At 63.6% G+C, this 15,340-nt stretch carries 12 protein-coding genes and 2 tRNA genes; 7 read left to right on the top strand and 7 right to left on the bottom strand.

Annotation, left to right across the window (positions count from 1 at the left end; translation table 11 throughout):
* Nucleotides 1-18: 18 nt before the first annotated feature.
* Nucleotides 19-1,701, top strand: coding sequence for an energy-dependent translational throttle protein EttA (gene ettA / locus NF551_RS09995; protein ID WP_227895575.1), 1,683 nt, complete (start codon nt 19-21; stop codon nt 1,699-1,701).
* 77 nt (nt 1,702-1,778) lie between these two features.
* Here the strand turns inward: ettA and NF551_RS09990 are convergent, their stop codons facing one another.
* Nucleotides 1,779-2,678, bottom strand: a complete 900-nt coding sequence (locus NF551_RS09990) for an acyl-CoA thioesterase (RefSeq protein ID WP_227895576.1) — start codon at nt 2,676-2,678, stop codon at nt 1,779-1,781.
* A 203-nt stretch (nt 2,679-2,881) separates the two neighbouring features.
* On the opposite strand from NF551_RS09990, the gene NF551_RS09985 reads away from it, so the two are divergent.
* Both NF551_RS09985 and NF551_RS09980 read left to right on the top strand, forming a co-directional pair.
* On the top strand, nt 2,882-3,379 hold the full coding sequence (locus tag NF551_RS09985; protein WP_227895577.1) for an acyl-CoA thioesterase: 498 nt from the start codon (nt 2,882-2,884) through the stop codon (nt 3,377-3,379).
* On the top strand, nt 3,379-4,047 hold the full coding sequence (locus NF551_RS09980; RefSeq protein WP_227895578.1) for a DUF8185 domain-containing protein: 669 nt from the start codon (nt 3,379-3,381) through the stop codon (nt 4,045-4,047). The genes NF551_RS09985 and NF551_RS09980 overlap by 1 nt, the downstream gene beginning before the upstream one ends.
* Nucleotides 4,048-4,074: 27 nt before the next feature.
* Here NF551_RS09980 and NF551_RS09975 read toward each other — a convergent pair whose 3' ends face one another.
* The 5 genes from NF551_RS09975 to NF551_RS09955 form a co-directional block, all read right to left on the bottom strand.
* Nucleotides 4,075-4,524 (bottom strand): globin, encoded by a 450-nt coding sequence (locus tag NF551_RS09975; RefSeq protein ID WP_227895579.1) that lies wholly within the window; start codon nt 4,522-4,524, stop codon nt 4,075-4,077.
* Nucleotides 4,517-5,188: a mechanosensitive ion channel family protein gene (locus tag NF551_RS09970; RefSeq protein WP_227895580.1), complete on the bottom strand. Its 672-nt coding sequence runs from the start codon at nt 5,186-5,188 to the stop codon at nt 4,517-4,519. Before NF551_RS09970 ends, NF551_RS09975 begins: the two co-directional genes overlap by 8 nt.
* Before the next feature lie 56 nt (nt 5,189-5,244).
* A complete protein-coding gene (locus tag NF551_RS09965; RefSeq protein WP_227895581.1) occupies nt 5,245-5,712 on the bottom strand; it encodes an OsmC family protein in 468 nt (155 codons plus the stop codon).
* Nucleotides 5,713-5,773: 61 nt separating this feature from the next.
* Nucleotides 5,774-8,326 (bottom strand): aminopeptidase N, encoded by a 2,553-nt coding sequence (pepN, locus tag NF551_RS09960; RefSeq protein ID WP_227895582.1) that lies wholly within the window; start codon nt 8,324-8,326, stop codon nt 5,774-5,776.
* A gap of 139 nt (nt 8,327-8,465) precedes the next feature.
* The gene (locus tag NF551_RS09955; protein ID WP_227895583.1) at nt 8,466-11,732 is read right to left on the bottom strand and encodes a M43 family zinc metalloprotease; all 3,267 of its coding nucleotides are present in this window, start codon (nt 11,730-11,732) and stop codon (nt 8,466-8,468) included.
* A 221-nt stretch (nt 11,733-11,953) separates the two neighbouring features.
* Here NF551_RS09955 and NF551_RS09950 point away from each other — a divergent pair, with 221 nt between their 5' ends.
* Both NF551_RS09950 and NF551_RS09945 read left to right on the top strand, forming a co-directional pair.
* Nucleotides 11,954-12,430: a ribose-5-phosphate isomerase gene (locus tag NF551_RS09950; protein ID WP_227895584.1), complete on the top strand. Its 477-nt coding sequence runs from the start codon at nt 11,954-11,956 to the stop codon at nt 12,428-12,430.
* Nucleotides 12,430-13,317: an Fpg/Nei family DNA glycosylase gene (locus NF551_RS09945; RefSeq protein WP_227895585.1), complete on the top strand. Its 888-nt coding sequence runs from the start codon at nt 12,430-12,432 to the stop codon at nt 13,315-13,317. Before NF551_RS09950 ends, NF551_RS09945 begins: the two co-directional genes overlap by 1 nt.
* Nucleotides 13,318-13,388: 71 nt before the next feature.
* Here the strand turns inward: NF551_RS09945 and NF551_RS09940 are convergent.
* Nucleotides 13,389-13,459 (bottom strand) — tRNA-Gly (locus tag NF551_RS09940).
* Between the two features lie 139 nt (nt 13,460-13,598).
* Between NF551_RS09940 and NF551_RS09935 the strand changes: the two genes are divergently transcribed.
* A tRNA-Pro gene (locus NF551_RS09935) sits at nt 13,599-13,672 on the top strand.
* Between the two features lie 55 nt (nt 13,673-13,727).
* Nucleotides 13,728-15,080, top strand: coding sequence for a trigger factor (gene tig, locus NF551_RS09930; protein ID WP_227895586.1), 1,353 nt, complete (start codon nt 13,728-13,730; stop codon nt 15,078-15,080).
* The last annotated feature ends 260 nt before the right edge of the window (nt 15,081-15,340 follow it).

Here is a 15,340-nt window from a genome sequence, read left to right as displayed (position 1 = left end):
ACACACTAGCCTGAGAGCATGGCGGAATTTATCTACACGATGACCAAGGCCCGAAAGGCCGTTGGCGACAAAGTTATCCTCGACGACGTAAGCATGTCCTTCTACCCCGGCGCCAAGATCGGCGTGGTGGGGCCTAACGGTGCGGGTAAGTCCACCATCCTCAAGATCATGGCGGGGCTGGACACTCCCTCTAACGGTGAGGCACGGCTCAGCCCGGGCTACACCGTGGGCATCCTGCTGCAGGAACCCCCGCTGAACGAAGAAAAGACCGTCCTGGGCAACGTCCAGGAGGGCGTTGGGGAGATCTACGGCAAGATCCAGCGTTTCAACGAGATTTCCGAGGAGATGGCGCAGCCCGACGCTGACTTCGATTCCCTGCTCGAAGAAATGGGCAAGCTGCAGGAAGCTATTGACGCAGCTGACGCCTGGGACATCGATTCCCAGCTGGAGCAGGCAATGGATGCCCTCCGGTGCCCGCCGGCAGACGCCGACGTCACGGTCCTTTCCGGCGGTGAACGCCGCCGGGTGGCCCTGTGCAAGCTCCTGCTCCAGAAGCCGGACCTGCTGCTGCTTGATGAGCCCACCAACCACCTCGACGCCGAGAGCGTGCTGTGGCTGGAACAGCATCTCTCCTCCTACCACGGCGCCGTCCTGGCCGTGACCCACGACCGGTACTTCCTTGACCACGTGGCAGAGTGGATCGCCGAAGTGGACCGCGGGCACCTCTACCCGTACGAGGGCAACTACTCCACTTACCTGGAGAAGAAGCGCGCCCGCCTTGAAGTGCAGGGTAAGAAAGACCAGAAGCTGGCCAAGCGTCTCTCCGACGAACTGGACTGGGTCCGCTCCAACGCCAAGGGACGCCAGACCAAGTCCAAGGCCCGCCTGGCCCGCTACGAGGAAATGGCAGCGGAAGCTGAGCGCACCCGCAAGCTTGACTTCGAAGAAATCCAGATTCCGGCCGGCCCCCGGCTCGGCTCCCTGGTCCTGGAAGGGAAGAACCTGGAGAAGGGCTTCGACGGCCGCAAGCTGATAGAAGGATTGTCCTTCTCCCTGCCGCGCAACGGCATTGTCGGTGTGATTGGCCCCAACGGCGTCGGTAAGTCGACGCTTTTCAAGACGATTGTTGGCTTGGAGCCCCTCGACGGCGGTGAGCTGAAGATCGGTGAATCGGTCAAGATCTCCTACGTGGACCAGTCCCGCGGCGGCATCGATCCGAACAAGACCCTCTGGGAAGTTGTCTCCGACGGCCACGACTTCATTCAGGTCGGACAGGTCGAGATGCCCTCCCGCGCGTATGTCTCGGCGTTCGGTTTCAAAGGTCCGGACCAGCAGAAGAAAGCGGGCGTGCTCTCCGGCGGTGAGCGCAACCGGCTCAATCTCGCAATGACGCTAAAGCAGGGCGGAAACCTGCTGCTGCTCGATGAGCCCACCAACGACCTCGATGTCGAGACGCTTTCCAGCCTCGAGAACGCGCTGCTGGAATTCCCGGGCTGCGCCGTCGTCGTCTCTCACGACCGCTGGTTCCTCGACCGTGTGGCCACCCACATCCTTGCGTGGGAAGGCACTGACGAAAACCCGGCCAACTGGTACTGGTTCGAAGGCAACTTCGAATCCTACGAGCAGAACAAGGTCGAGCGCCTCGGCGCCGACGCGGCCAAGCCGCACCGTGTGACGCACCGTCGCCTGACCCGCGACTAGCTCAAGCGGAATCTGCCTGACACGCGAAAGCGCCCTGCCGAACGGCAGGGCGCTTTCGCTTTTGCGTGCGCGCGGGACTACTGGAAGGCGGGATAATCCGGCAGCCGGAGCATGCCTTCCTGGGCCACGGTGGCTACGAGCTCTCCGGAACGGTTGAAGATCCGTCCGGAGGAGAGACCGCGGGCTCCGGAAGCACTGGGGGACTCCTGGACATAGAGCAGCCAGTCGTCCACACGCAGCGGGCGGTGCCACCACATGGCATGGTCAAGGCTTGCTACGGACATGCCCCGGCTGGCCCAGGAAATGCCGTGCCGCCGCAGGACCGGTTCCAGGATGGTGTAGTCCGTGGCATAGGCAAGCGCGGCGCGGTGCAGGTTCTGGTCATCGGGCATCGGACCGAATGTCTTCATCCACACGGCGTTGCGCGCTGTGCGTTCGGGGTCGGCCTGGAAATACACGGGCTGGGTCACGTGGCGGATGTCCATGGGCCGGTAATACGACCAGGCCTTCGCAACCGGGTGGTCGAAACCGGAGAGCAGCTGCGCCGTCGTAGGAAGGGTCTCCGGATCGGGTATGCCTTCAGGCATGGGCTCCTGATGGTCCAGGCCCTCGTCGGGGAGCTGGAATGAGGCAATGAGGGACAGGATAGGCAGGCCGTTCTGATAGGCATGCGTCCGCCGGGCCGAGAAGGACCGGCCGTCCCGCAGCCGCTCCACACCGAACGTGATCGGCACTTCCGTGTCACCGGGGCGCAGGAAATAGCCGTGCATGGAGTGCATGAGCCGCTCCGGGGGGACCGTCCGCGCCGCGGCAACGAGCGACTGGCCGAGAACCTGGCCGCCGAAGACTCTCTTGCGTGGTTCCTGCTGGGACCCTCCCACGAAGATGTCTTCGTCGGTCTTGGCACCGCCCGCGTTGCTCAGGTCGAGAAGCTCGATCAGTGCGGCCGTCGGATCGAAGTCGTCGGCTGGCGCCATAGGTGTGTGTCTCCTTGCAAAAAGCGGTGGCAGTCTGCCGAATACGGGGTTCCGGCAGACGTGGATCTCTCTCGAGATTAGACGCATCAGCAGGGCCGGCCCAACATTTCGGCCCTGGCCATACAATGGCGCAGAGGTTCCGGAGCCTACCGGCAGGAGCCTGACTTCGCGCCAGCTGCGTTCTACCTGCGAAGATGGTTCGCATGCCTTTGCACCGATTTCCCATCCAGTTGCGCTTCGGCGACGAGGACGTCAACGGCCACGTCAACAACGTCCGGTACGTGCAGTTCCTCGAAGAGGCCCGGGTCCGGCTCTCCTTGCTGCCCTTGCCTGAAGCCGATGCGAAGGCGGGCGTATCCACGTTCCGCTCCGTGACCGCCGAGTTCGGAACAACCCTGGTGGCCCGCCAGGAAATTGAGTACATGACGCCGCTGACCTACAGCCAGGATCCGGCATGGATCGAGATTTGGGTCACCGAGGTGGGCGGGTCCAGCTTCTCTTACGGTTTCAGGCTCACCGATGAGTCCGCAGAGACCGTTTACGCGGTGGCTGAAGCCTCGATGGTCATGGTCAGCCGCACCACCGGACGTCCGGTGCCGCTCTCGGATGCCCAGCGCAGGATCCTTGGGGGCTGGCGGGGAGAACCCGCGCCGTTCCGCCGCCGTCGTTCCGTTGAGAGTCCAGCCGAGGGAGTTAAGTGATGCAGGCAGAGTCCTTGGATTTGGCAGACAGGCAGGTCACCGCGGACCTCCGAAACTTCGTGTCCCGCGCCCGAAGCGCCGACGACGGAGCGATCCGTCTCCAGGCCGTGGGGAACGTCCTCGCCGCGTATGTATGTGTCCTGCGGCCGCGGGTTCTCGGCGAGCCGATGCCAACCGTCATCGGGATGCGGGCGATGCCGCTGGCACGGCCGGCGTCGCTGGACAGCACTGTCCAGCTCTCAGCTGTCGCGGACCGGCTGGCACGGATGGATGCGGACGCAACGAACCTGCCCATCCCGCCCATGTCCGTCTCGGAGAGCTGGGCGGGGATAGCTGCTCCCCGCTCCGGATGGCAGCGTGAGGCGGACGTCGAGACGGCACTGCTGGAACAGACGGCGCACCGCGGTATCCGTGAAGTGGCCGCGAGGATCCCCGGGCAGCCCGGAGCGGCGGTGGTCAACAACGTCCGGGTTCCGATTTGGAGTGAAGAGATCGCCGGGCTGGGCGTGGCGCTGCCTGCCGGGGCCGCCTTCGCAGCCCTGACGCTCGGATTCCTTCCGGAGAGCTCTGCCGGAGGCACCGCGGCACTCTTCAGCAACGGCCGCTGGCTGCGGCTCTCCACTGACCTTGGGCACGTACTGGTACGCCCCCCGTCGGTGCTCTTCTAGCACCGGTCCGGGGAGCTGTCCCGCCGGTTAGGCGGAGTTGACCATGGAGTGTGCGGCCCGGTCCAGGTAGTCCCAGAGTGTTTGCTCCTGCAGCGGCGGGAGCTCCAGGGCATCGACTGCCGTGCGCATGTGCCTCAGCCACGCATCCCGGGCAGCGGGGGAGACCTGGAAGGGCATGTGCCGCATCCGCAGCCGCGGATGGCCGCGCTGCTCCCCGTAAGTTCTGGGTCCGCCCCAGTACTGTTCCAGGAAGAGCAGCAGCCGTTCCTTGGCCGGGCCCAGGTCTTCTTCGGGATACATGGGCCGCATCAGCGGGTCGTCAGCGACACCGTCATAGAAGACGTCGACCAGCTTCACGAAGGTGTCATGGCCTCCGACGACTTCGTAGAAGTTATAGCCGGGCTGGGTGAAGCCGGTGCCGGGGGTCGAAGCGGTCAGCGGCAGTGCCGGCCCCTGGCCGTGCGGAGTCTCAGTCATTTCCTTTAACTTCCTTGTTTTCTGTGGCGCCTGCTGCGGCACCTTCGCCGGCGTCGTCACCGGCAGCGGGCTTGTACTTTCCCTGGGAGCGGTTGCCGACCATGGCGAACTCGCCGTTGCGGATGTACCAGATCACTCCGCGGTCATCGACCAGCCGGGTGATCCTGATACCCACTGACTGAACGGTGCCGGTGGTGGTGCCGACTTCGATCACGTCCCCGATGCCGTACTGGTCTTCCATCGTGATGAAGAATCCGGCAAGGGCGTCCCGGATCAGTTCGCGTGCGCCGAAGCCGAGGGCAATGCCGACGATTCCCACGCTGGCCAGCAGGGGAGCGATGTTGATGCCGATGGCGTCAAGGACCATGATGATCACGATTGTCCAGATCGCCACCGTGATGAAGCTGCGAAGCAGGGCGCCGAAGGTGTCAGCGCGCTGCGCTCGACGTTTGTGGTCGAGGTTGCGCATCACCGGCTGCGCCCAGCGCATCCCGCTGATGCGGACCAGCGATGATCCCTTCTGGGCCCTGGCCACAACCTTGGAGATCAGGTAGCGGGCAACAAGCCAGACGATGAGTCCGGCGATGACGATGATTCCGGCCTCGAGCAGGCCGGTGACATCGAAGTTGATGACGGCTGGAAAAATAGTTGCTGGAAGTTGCACGGTGCAGCGGCGTCCTTAGCTTCGGCGAATCGGCTTATCCAAGGCTACCGGTACGGCTATCCGCGGGTTGCCGCCTCATGCCGCACCGGGAAGTTCACACTCCGGGCGATAAAGCACAGGCGGTGCGCCTCATCGTGGAGGGCCAGGGCTGCGTCCGGGTCGCCATCGTCGATGACGACCTGCGGACGCAGCAGTACGGAAGTAAATTCGCCGCTGCCGTCGCGGTTCAGCCGGAGGGTGCCTTCGGCGTCGTCGTGATAGGAAACGACGTTGACGCCGTTTTTAACGGCGACGTGCAGGTAGGAGAGCATGTGGCACTGCGAGAGTGCGGTGAGCAGAAGCTGCTCTGGGTTCCACCGGTCCTTGTCACCGTGGAACGTGGGATCCGCGGTCCCGGCCAGGTCCGGCAGCCCCTCGGCGCGGACAATGTGGTCCCGCCCATATCCGCGGTAGTTCGTTGTCCCGCTGCCGCGGTTCCCGGTCCATTCCAGTGAGATGCCATAACGGTGCTCTGAGAGGTTCACGCCTCAAAGTTACCTTGGCAGCACCGCGGAAGGGAGCGGGAACCGCAGCGGAACAGTGCCGTTAGCGGTCGGCTGCCTGTGCCTTCAGCGCCCGGACGACGCCGTCGCGGCTTTCCAGCAGCAGCCGCCGCAGCGCCGGCGCTTCATCGCCCAGGGATGCCAGGAAGGCATCCGTGCGGTCCACGGTTGCCTGTGTGGTGAGGCGCGACGGGTAGAGGCCGACGACGATCTGCTGGGCGATCTCATGCGTGCGGCTGTCCCACACAGCGCGAATGGCGCCGAAGTACTTTTCGGCGTACGGCTCCAGCAGGGCCGTGTCATGTACGCGGCTGAATCCGCCGATAGCGGCCCGCTGGGCAGCGTTGGGCATGTCGGAGCGTTCGACGATTGCTTCCCACGCCGCAGCCTTGGCCTCTGCGGAGGGCAGGGCTGCGCGGGCTCCGGCAGCGGCCAGCGCTCCGGTCGCCGTCGCGTCGCGTTCCAGCTCGGCAGCAATCTCCGCCTCGCCTGACCGGCCGCCGGCCACCAGGGAAGCGAGCAGCTCCCAACGCAGGTCGGAGCCGACTTCGAGGCCTCCGAGCACGAGGTCGCCCGAGAGCAACCCGGCGACGGTATCGAGCTGTTCGGGGGTCTGTGCGTGGGAGGCAAAGGCCTTGACGAACTGCAGCTGGGAATCCGATCCTTCAGCGGCCCCGCGGCTGAGCTCCCAGAGGCTGTCGGCAGCCGCAGCCGTCATGGCCTGCTGGTCCTGCGGATTCACATAGAAGGCCAAGGTCGTTGCCAGCTGGCGCAGCAGGACCTGGACCACGGAAGAATCCGATTCGGAGGCAATGTTCTGCAGCACGAGCTCGACGTAGTTGCGGGCCGGGATTTCGCCGTCGCGGGTCGCGTCCCACGCGGAGGCCCAGACGAGGGTGCGCGGCAGCGACTCATCGATGTCGCGCAGGCGGCGGGTCGCCAGACGGGAGGACGCGTCGTCCAGGCGGATTTTGGCGTAAGCGAGGTCGTCGTCGTTGAGCAGGATCAGGTCCGGACGCACGCGCCCGATGAGTTCCGGCACGCCGGTCAGCTCCCCGTCGACGTCGAGTTCCACCCGGTCGCTGCGGCGCAGCTTGCCGTCTTCGCCCGCTGTATAGAAGCCGATGGCCAGACGGTGCGGGCGCAGCGTCGGGTACTCCGGTACAGCGCTCTGGCGGACAGCGAAGGAGGTGATGACGCCGTCGTCGTCCGTTTCCAGCTCCGGACGCAGCGTGTTGACGCCTGCGGTTTCCAGCCACTGGGCGGACCACTGGCTGAGGTCGCGGCCGCTGGCTGCTTCGAGTTCGGAGAGCAGGTCAGAGAGTTCCGTGTTGCCCCAGGAGTGCTTGCCGAAGTACTCACGGACACCCTGCATGAACTTGTCCTGGCCGACCCAGGCCACCAGCTGCTTCAGGACGGAAGCGCCCTTGGCGTAGGTGATGCCGTCGAAATTGACCTGGACGTCTTCCAGGTCGCGGATCTCTGCCACGATCGGGTGCGTGGTGGGGAGCTGGTCCTGGCGGTAGGCCCAGGCCTTTTCCATGGACGCGAAGGTAGTCCAGGCCTGCTTGAACTCGGTGGCTTCAGCCGCCGCGAGGGCTGACATGAATTCTGCGAACGACTCATTCAGCCACAGGTCATTCCACCAGCGCATGGTCACCAGGTCGCCGAACCACATGTGCGCGAGTTCGTGGAGCACGGTGATGGCGCGGCGCTCTACCGTGGCATCGGGGACGCGGCCGCGGAAGACGTAGCTTTCCAGGAAGGTCACAGCCCCGGCATTCTCCATGGCACCGGCGTTGAACTCGGGCACGAAGAGCTGGTCGTACTTCTCGAAGGGGTACGGGGTGCCGAACTGGGCTTCGTAGAATTCAAAGCCCTGCCGGGTCAGTTCGAAGATGTTCTCCGCATCCAAATACTCCATCAGGGACCTGCGGGCAAAGACGCCCAGCGGGATGGTGCGGCCGTCGGAGCTGGTGAGCTCGGAACGGACTGACTGGTACGGGCCCGCAATCAGCGCCGTGATGTAGGAAGAAATCCGGGGCGTCGGTTCGAAGGACCAGGTGGCGCTGGGGGACGTGGAATCCTCTGCGCTGGCCTTGACCGGTTCCGGTGTGGGGGAGTTGGAAATAACGTCCCAGTGCTCAGGTGCCGTCACCGTGAAGCGGAAGGTTGCCTTGAGGTCCGGCTGCTCGAAGACGGCGAACATCCGGCGGGAGTCCGGAACCTCGAACTGGGAATAGAGGTAGACCTCGTTGTCCACGGGATCCACGAAACGGTGCAGTCCCTCACCGGTGTTCATGTAGAACGCATCAGCATCCACCACGAGCTCGTTTGACTCTGCCAGGTTGGGCAGCTGGATGCGCACACCGTCTGAGACGGACTCAGGGTCCAGTGAGACACCGTTGAGGGTAATCCTGTGCACCTTGGCGGTGACTGCGTCAATGAAGGTGCTGGAACCCGGCTCGGCGGTGAAACGCACAACGGTCGTGCTGCCGAAAACGTCGTCACCACGGGTCAGGTCAAGGTTGATGTCGTAAGACTCGACGTTGATCAGTTCTGCCCGTTCACGCGCCTCAGTGCGGGTGAGATTCATACCTGGCAAGGTTGAGCCTTTCGAAGTGGAGAAATGTTGCCGGCGTGGCACCTGGCCACGCCGGCGGCAATGAACAATTGCAACATTCTCTCACTTGGGGCTGTTCTGCCAAGCGGGGGGAGTCCCGGGGACGCCGAGCCTAGCGGTACTTCACGACGGCTGACCCGTTGCGCAGGGTGATTTTCCCGCCTGCGAAGGTTTGCTCGGAACCATTTGGAACTGGGTACTCGCCTGACGTCGGGTACCCGAGTCTTCCATTTTCCCAGCCCTGCGCTGCATATGCGGCCCGAATCTTGCCGGCGTTGGCGTGACCTCCCGCGCCGGGTGACCAATAGATTGTTCCGCCCTGGAAGGACTGGTAGACGCCGCCGTTCCGTATTTTCACTTCCCCCGAGACCGGGTAGCCCAGGAATCCGTTCTCCCACCCGAGGCGGGCGTAAGCGGCACGAACGCCGCCGGCGTTTGCATGCGCGCCTGTCGCGGGCGACCAATAAATTGTTCCGCCCTGGAAGGACTGGTAGACGCCGCCGTTCCTTATTTTAACTTCCCCTGACACCGGGTAGCCCAAAAATCCCTGTTCATATCCCAACGACGCGTAGGCAGAGCGAATGCCGCCGTTGTTGAGGTGGGCGCCCGTCGTAGGTGACCAATAGATTGTTCCGCCCTGGAAGGACTGGTAGACGCCGTTGCGTCCTATGGGGATTTCCGGTGTCACGGGATAGCCCACGCGTCCAGCCGCTGCGCCATTCTTGCGATATACGTCGTGCAATGCTCCCTTCTTGACGGCCAATGCACCGGTTGAAGGACTCCAGTAGATGGTTCCCTTCTCGAAGGTCTGAGAGGCTCCCCCGGCTGAGACGGACTCGCCGCCGGTGGGGAAGCCCAACGAGCCCGAGGGGCCCTTTAGCGAGGTGTAGGCCGTATTGATAGCCCCTACGACAATCCTGGAACCGGTAGCTGGTGACCAGGTGAGCGTGCCGCCCTGGAATCGCTGGACGAGTCCCTTGCCGACGGCAGACTGTCCCGCAGCGGGAAATCCGAGTTTGCTTTTTTCCGCTCCCATGGCCAGGTAACGATCCAGCAAGGCTCCCTTGGGCACCAGGACAGCTCCCGTTGAAGGGCTCGAATAAATGACGCCCTTTTGGAATTGCTGCGAGGCCCCTCCCTTTAGCTTTACCTCTCCTGCTGTGGGAAACCCCATTTTTCCTGCCGGGCCTTTGGCAGCCATGTAGGCAGACCCGATTGATCCGCTCACTGTGTGTATCCCGGATGCGCGCGAGTAGACCAGCCGTCCCCCCTGGTAATCCTGGATGCGTCCGCCGGCCGAGGAGTATTCGTCGGAGATCGGATACCCAAGTTTTCCGTTTTGATATCCCTGGCGGGCATAGGCATCACGAACGGGACCCTGCAGCGACGCGTACGCAGTTTTACCCGGGAGCCGCATTATGGAGCCTCCCTGGAAATTCTGGAAAACCCCTCCGCCCGGCAGGCTGACGTGCTCGCTGGTAGGGTAGCCGAGCGGTCCGTGCTCGTAGGAATGACGGGCATATGCCTGACGTATTTCCCCGTTCGGAGAACTCCGGGCGCCGGTGGCAGGGCTCCAATACATGACTCCACCCTGGAAATTCTGGTAGACGCCGCCCTTGCCGCCCGGCAGTTCGGACGACGTTGGATAGCCCAGCGATCCGTTGTGCCCTCCTTGGGCCAAGTAGCCGCTCCGTACCGCGCCTCCGACAATAAAAGCGCCGTGGGAAGGCGAGAAGTAAATGGTTCCGTTCTGGTGCTGGCGGTAGGCACCGTTCTGCTTTTGCCCTCCAACGATCCCGCCTTGGGCAGGCCCTGTTCCAGGGTTTGCGGCGAAGACGGCATCAATTGCCCTTTTAGCCTGAGCGCTGCCGCTTCCGGTTACCGTAACGGACGCAGAGGTGGAACTCACCGAATGGATTGCGACAGTAGAGCCGCTGTGGGTGGTGAACGTCTGTCCCTGCTGCCAGGCATGCTTGGTGTTGTAGTAACCGGAGAAAGGCTTGGTGGTAGGCGGAATGATGAGGGAGTTTAGGGCCCAGGAGTTCGCGGCATCAGCTTTGATGATCTTGACGCCCCGGTTTCCGGCGCTGCTGCCTGACAAGTATTGGTCATAGCCGGCGGGCTGGCGGAGTTCTACGTAGTACTCTTCACGGGACTGGGGATCGACGAACCTCAGCGCACGGTTGGCACCCGAACCGCCCCAGGGCCGCAGAGTGAATGTCCGCGGCGATCCTGCCTCGCCTATATCGAGGACCTCGTTGCCCTGACCGAAGCTGCCCTTGTGCCAGAAATATGAACTGATCACCGGCTGGTGGTTCTGGGCCGAACCCATGAGGTCGGTGGTGTCGCCGTACTCACGACTGGTGCAGGCACCGTCCGCCCAGCGCCCGTTCGAGCCCGGGCCGACGTCCGAGCGCCCGTTCGTGCACTGCAGGCTATTGGCATGAAGCAGCCCCAGGACATGGCCGAACTCATGCGTGACGACGTTGTTGGTGAAATTTGACGGAGCGGGCATGAGGATTCGTCCTGCCGTGCCGCCCACAGTCCACCCGCCGCCGAGGATGCCGCCGTAGCCACCGGACCGCAGATCGGCCGTGGGCACGAAGACCACGAGCGCCGTGTAGGGGTTGTCCACCCATTTCAGCTCTTTGGCGATCTTATTCATCATCGTCGCGTAGTCATCGTATGCATGGGCGGTGGCGCTGCGGTGAATCTTCTCACTGGCTACGGACATCGACAGACGGCCGTTCGACATCGTTTTCCAGTAGTTGCTGGCGCTGGAGATCGAGTTGCGCGCGGAGTTGAGATTCACCAGGTTCCCGTTGCCTTGCACCGTTGCACGGACGAGGGTGACCTTGATGTTTCCTGCCCGTGCCGCTGCGGAGAGCATGCTGGCCGCGCCGCCGCGCGCCAGCATCGGCTCTACGTGCTGATGTTCGGTCTCAACAGCAGAGCGGACGCTGCCGTCAGCCTCGGTGACCAGCGGGGTGTCAGGACCGGGAACGACATGGCCTTCACCGACAGGCACATACTCGTAGCCGTCGTCTTCGGGCACGGCTGTCTCTTCGGGGGCGTTCGAGGCATCGGCGACATCCAGTGGGACTGCCTGCTCTGCGGGCGCCGTGCTCTCCGGAGAAACCTCCGGAGCCGGGGACACCTCCGGAACCTGGGACATCTGCGCCGGAAGGGGCTCAGCACCGCCATTCAGGGCATCTGCCGGGACTTCGCCCGGAAGGACGAGGGGCTCAGGGCCACCGGGAGACTCCAGGACAGCATCAGGAAACGCCGGCTCCGCATTCACGGCCGCCGCAGGAGGAAGACCTCCAAAAACGAGGCCTGCCGTCAACGTTGCAAGAAGGACGAGTTTCCCGGTTTTCAATGGCAAATCCTTGCATAGCGTTACTTCGGAGGTGGACGTGGTTTCGCTGGGAACCCTCCAATGCCGGACTTGCCGACGGGCGAGCCCGTTCCCAGCGAAACCACTTGCACTCTCAGCTATCGGCCGGAGTTTAGGCGGCGTTACCCGTTTGCGTCACAGGAGGGCAAAAAAGTTAAGCTGGTACTGGAAGTTCCACCACATACACCCATGAACGGAAACCCATGCGCGTCCATATCGCTACAGACCATGCAGGACTCGAACTTAGCGCCCACCTGCAGGAACACCTGGCTTCGAAGGGGTATGAGGTCGTGGACCACGGTCCCAAGGAGTATGACGCGGAAGACGACTACCCGGGTTTCTGCATTGACGCCGCAAAAGCTGTTGCCGCGGACCAGGCAGCCGGAATCGATGCCCTGGGCATCGTGCTGGGCGGTTCAGGCAACGGAGAGCAGATCGCTGCCAACAAGGTCCGCGGCATCCGGGCGGCCCTCGCGTGGAACCTGGACACGGCGCGTCTTGCCCGCCAGCACAACGACGCCAACGTCGTCGCAGTCGGCGGACGGCAGCACAGCCTCGCCGAAGCGACGAACATCATTGACGCGTTCCTCGCAGAGCCCTTCAGCGATGCCGAACGCCACGTCCGGCGCATCGGACAGATTGCGGAGTACGAGGCCAGCGGCGCCATTGCCACCCGCTGATGCCTGAAGGCCACTCCATCCACCGGCTCGCCCGGCAATTCCGGTCGGTTTTTGCCGGGCAGAGGCTGGCGGTTTCCAGCCCCCAGGGCCGGTTTACTGCGGGGGCCGCACAGCTGGACGGGCATGTCCTCGTCGACGCCGCAGCACACGGAAAGCAGTTGTTCCTGGGGTTCGACAATGAACTTTTCCTGCGAATCCATCTGGGACTTTACGGTGCCTTCGATTTCGGCGGCGATGAGACGTTCCGCGGTTCGTCCAGCATCGGTGCGCCGCGCCGGGTGGGGGAGCAGGAAGTAGCTGACGACGGCGGCATGGCCGCGTATGCGGGCCCGCCTGAGCCCCGGGGCGCGGTGCGCGTCCGCTTGGTATCCGATCACGGATGGGCGGATCTGCGCGGCCCCACGGCATGCGAGGTTGTCACTGAGCACGAACGCTCGGCAGTCCTGGCAAGGCTGGGCCCGGACCCGCTGCAGCCGGACGCAGACCCGGAGGAGTTCGTTCGCCGGCTGACTCAGCGGACTTCGCCGGTGGGACAGCTGCTGATGAACCAGGAAGTCCTCGCCGGCGTAGGCAACGTCTACCGGGCCGAGCTGCTGTTCCGGGCGCAGATACCGCCCCGGCAGCCGGGTAAACAGGTTCTTCAGGCCACGGCGCTTGACCTGTGGAAGGACGCCGTCGTGCTGATGGCCGACGGCGTCGCCGCCGGAAGGATTGTTACGACGCGTCCGGAGCACCGCGGCGATCAGTCGCAGCCGGCGCCGGCCAGTGAAGCGCATTACGTCTATAAGCGCCAGGGGCTGCCCTGCCGGATCTGCGGTACCGCGGTGGTCATGACGGACATGGCCGCGCGGAAGCTGTACTGGTGCCCGTCCTGCCAAGCAGGATAAGGGCACAAAAAAGTCCCGGTTCACGGTGTCTGTACCGTGGATCGGGACTCTTTTGGGAAAATATTCCGCCGAGGGGATGACGGGAATCGAACCCGCGTAATCAGTTTGGAAGACTGAGGCTCTACCATTGAGCTACATCCCCGGCGCCGTAAGGCAGGATTTACCTTAGCACGGGTTTTCGGCGGATGGACAATCGGCGGCTTCCGCTTCGAGCGGTGTGCCGGGCAGGTCCGGAATTGTGCATGATTGCAACAATGCCGGTAGGCTGTCAGGTGCACTGACGGGGTGTAGCTCAGCTTGGAAGAGCGCCTGCTTTGGGAGCAGGAAGTCGCAGGTTCAAATCCTGTCACCCCGACTCTGTATGAACAACGGTGCAGACCAACCCCAGAACCCTCAGGAGAACTAACGCTGTGAAGAGCGCTGTAGAAAACCTCACACCCACGCGGGTAAAGCTCAACGTAGAAGTTCCGCTTGAGGAATTGAAGCCGAGCATCGACGAGGCCTACAAGACCATCGCCACCCAGGTGCAGGTCCCGGGCTTCCGCAAGGGCAAGGTCCCCAACAAGCTCATTGACCAGCGCGTTGGCCGCGGCTACGTCCTCGAAACCGCCATCAACGAAGGCCTGAACGGGTTCTACCAGGCAGCAGTCCAGGAAACGGGCATCCGCCCCCTGAGCCGGCCTGAGGTTGAGATCAGCGAAGTTCCCGATCCCACTTCGGACGAAGGCCAGCTGGTCTTCAACGTCGAGCTGGACATCCGCCCCGAAATCGAACTGCCGGACTACGCCGGCATCGAGGTCACCGTTGAGCCGGCCGAAGCCGCAGACGGCGACGTCGACAAGGCGCTGGACGAGCTTCGCGGCCGCTTCGGCACGCTGAAGTCCGTTGACCGGCCCGCTGCCAACGACGACTTCCTGACCATGGACCTGGTCGCGAAGGTCGACGGCGAAGAGGTAGATTCCGCTGCGGACCTGTCCTACCAGGTCGGCGCCGGCACCATGCTTGAAGGCATGGATGAAGCAGTTACCGGTCTCTCCGCAGACGAGTCGGCAACGTTCGTCACCAAGCTGGCCGGCGGTGAGCACGCAGGTTCCGACGCCGAGGTCACCGTCACCGTGAAGGCTGTCAAGGAGCGCGAACTCCCCGAGGCCAACGACGACTTCGCCCAGCTGGCGAGCGAGTTCGACACCATCGCCGAACTCCGCGAAGACCTGGCAAAGCGCGCAGCCGAAGCCAAGGTCATGGAGCAGGGCGTCGAAGCCCGCGACAAGGTCCTCGAGAAGCTGCTGGAAATGGTTGAGGTTCCGGTTCCGGAGTCTGTCATCGAAGAGCAGCTTGAGCAGCACTTCAACTCTGATTCGGCCCACGCTGCCGGCGAAGACCATGACAACGAAGAGCACCGCGCCGAGATCCGCGAGAACACCGAGCAGGCGTTCAAGAACGAAATCATCCTGGACGCTGTCGCGGACAAGGAAGAGGTCGGGGTCAACCAGAACGAGCTCATCGACTACATCGTGTCGATGGCCGGGCAGTACGGCATGGATCCGAACCAGTTCGCACAGCTCATTGACCAGGGCGGCCAGGTTCCGATGATGGTTGGCGAAGTCCGCCGCCGCAAGGCCCTCGCCAAGGTCCTGGAACTGGCGAAGGTTTCCGACACCACCGGCGCCGAGGTCGACCTGACCGCGTTCGTCCGCCCGGAAGGCGAAGAGACGGCACCTGAGGCCGACGCCGCCGAAGAGGCAGCCGACGACAAGGCCTAGGCTTTATTCCAAGCGAGATAAACCAGCATCGCAGCACCGCAGCCCAGGCTGCGGTGCTGCGTGCTTTAATCCGGTAGTTCCAGCCTTCCGCAAAGCCGTGCGCCACGGACGCATGCGGCGGGCGGGCGCACCGTGCGCCGTCAGCGAACAGTGCGCGTAACGGGAGCAAAAGCAACACACGACCGGTTAGTGTCCAAGAAGAGATAAACGGCGGAGGCCAATCCGGTGTACACAGCGGACCGGTAACCCGCCAGAGCGAG

Source organism: Arthrobacter caoxuetaonis (assembly GCF_023921125.1).
Taxonomy (GTDB): Bacteria; Actinomycetota; Actinomycetes; order Actinomycetales; family Micrococcaceae; genus Arthrobacter_B; species Arthrobacter_B caoxuetaonis.
The sequence above is the reverse complement of the archived record's forward strand: the minus strand, read 5'-3'. Positions and strand labels throughout refer to the sequence as shown.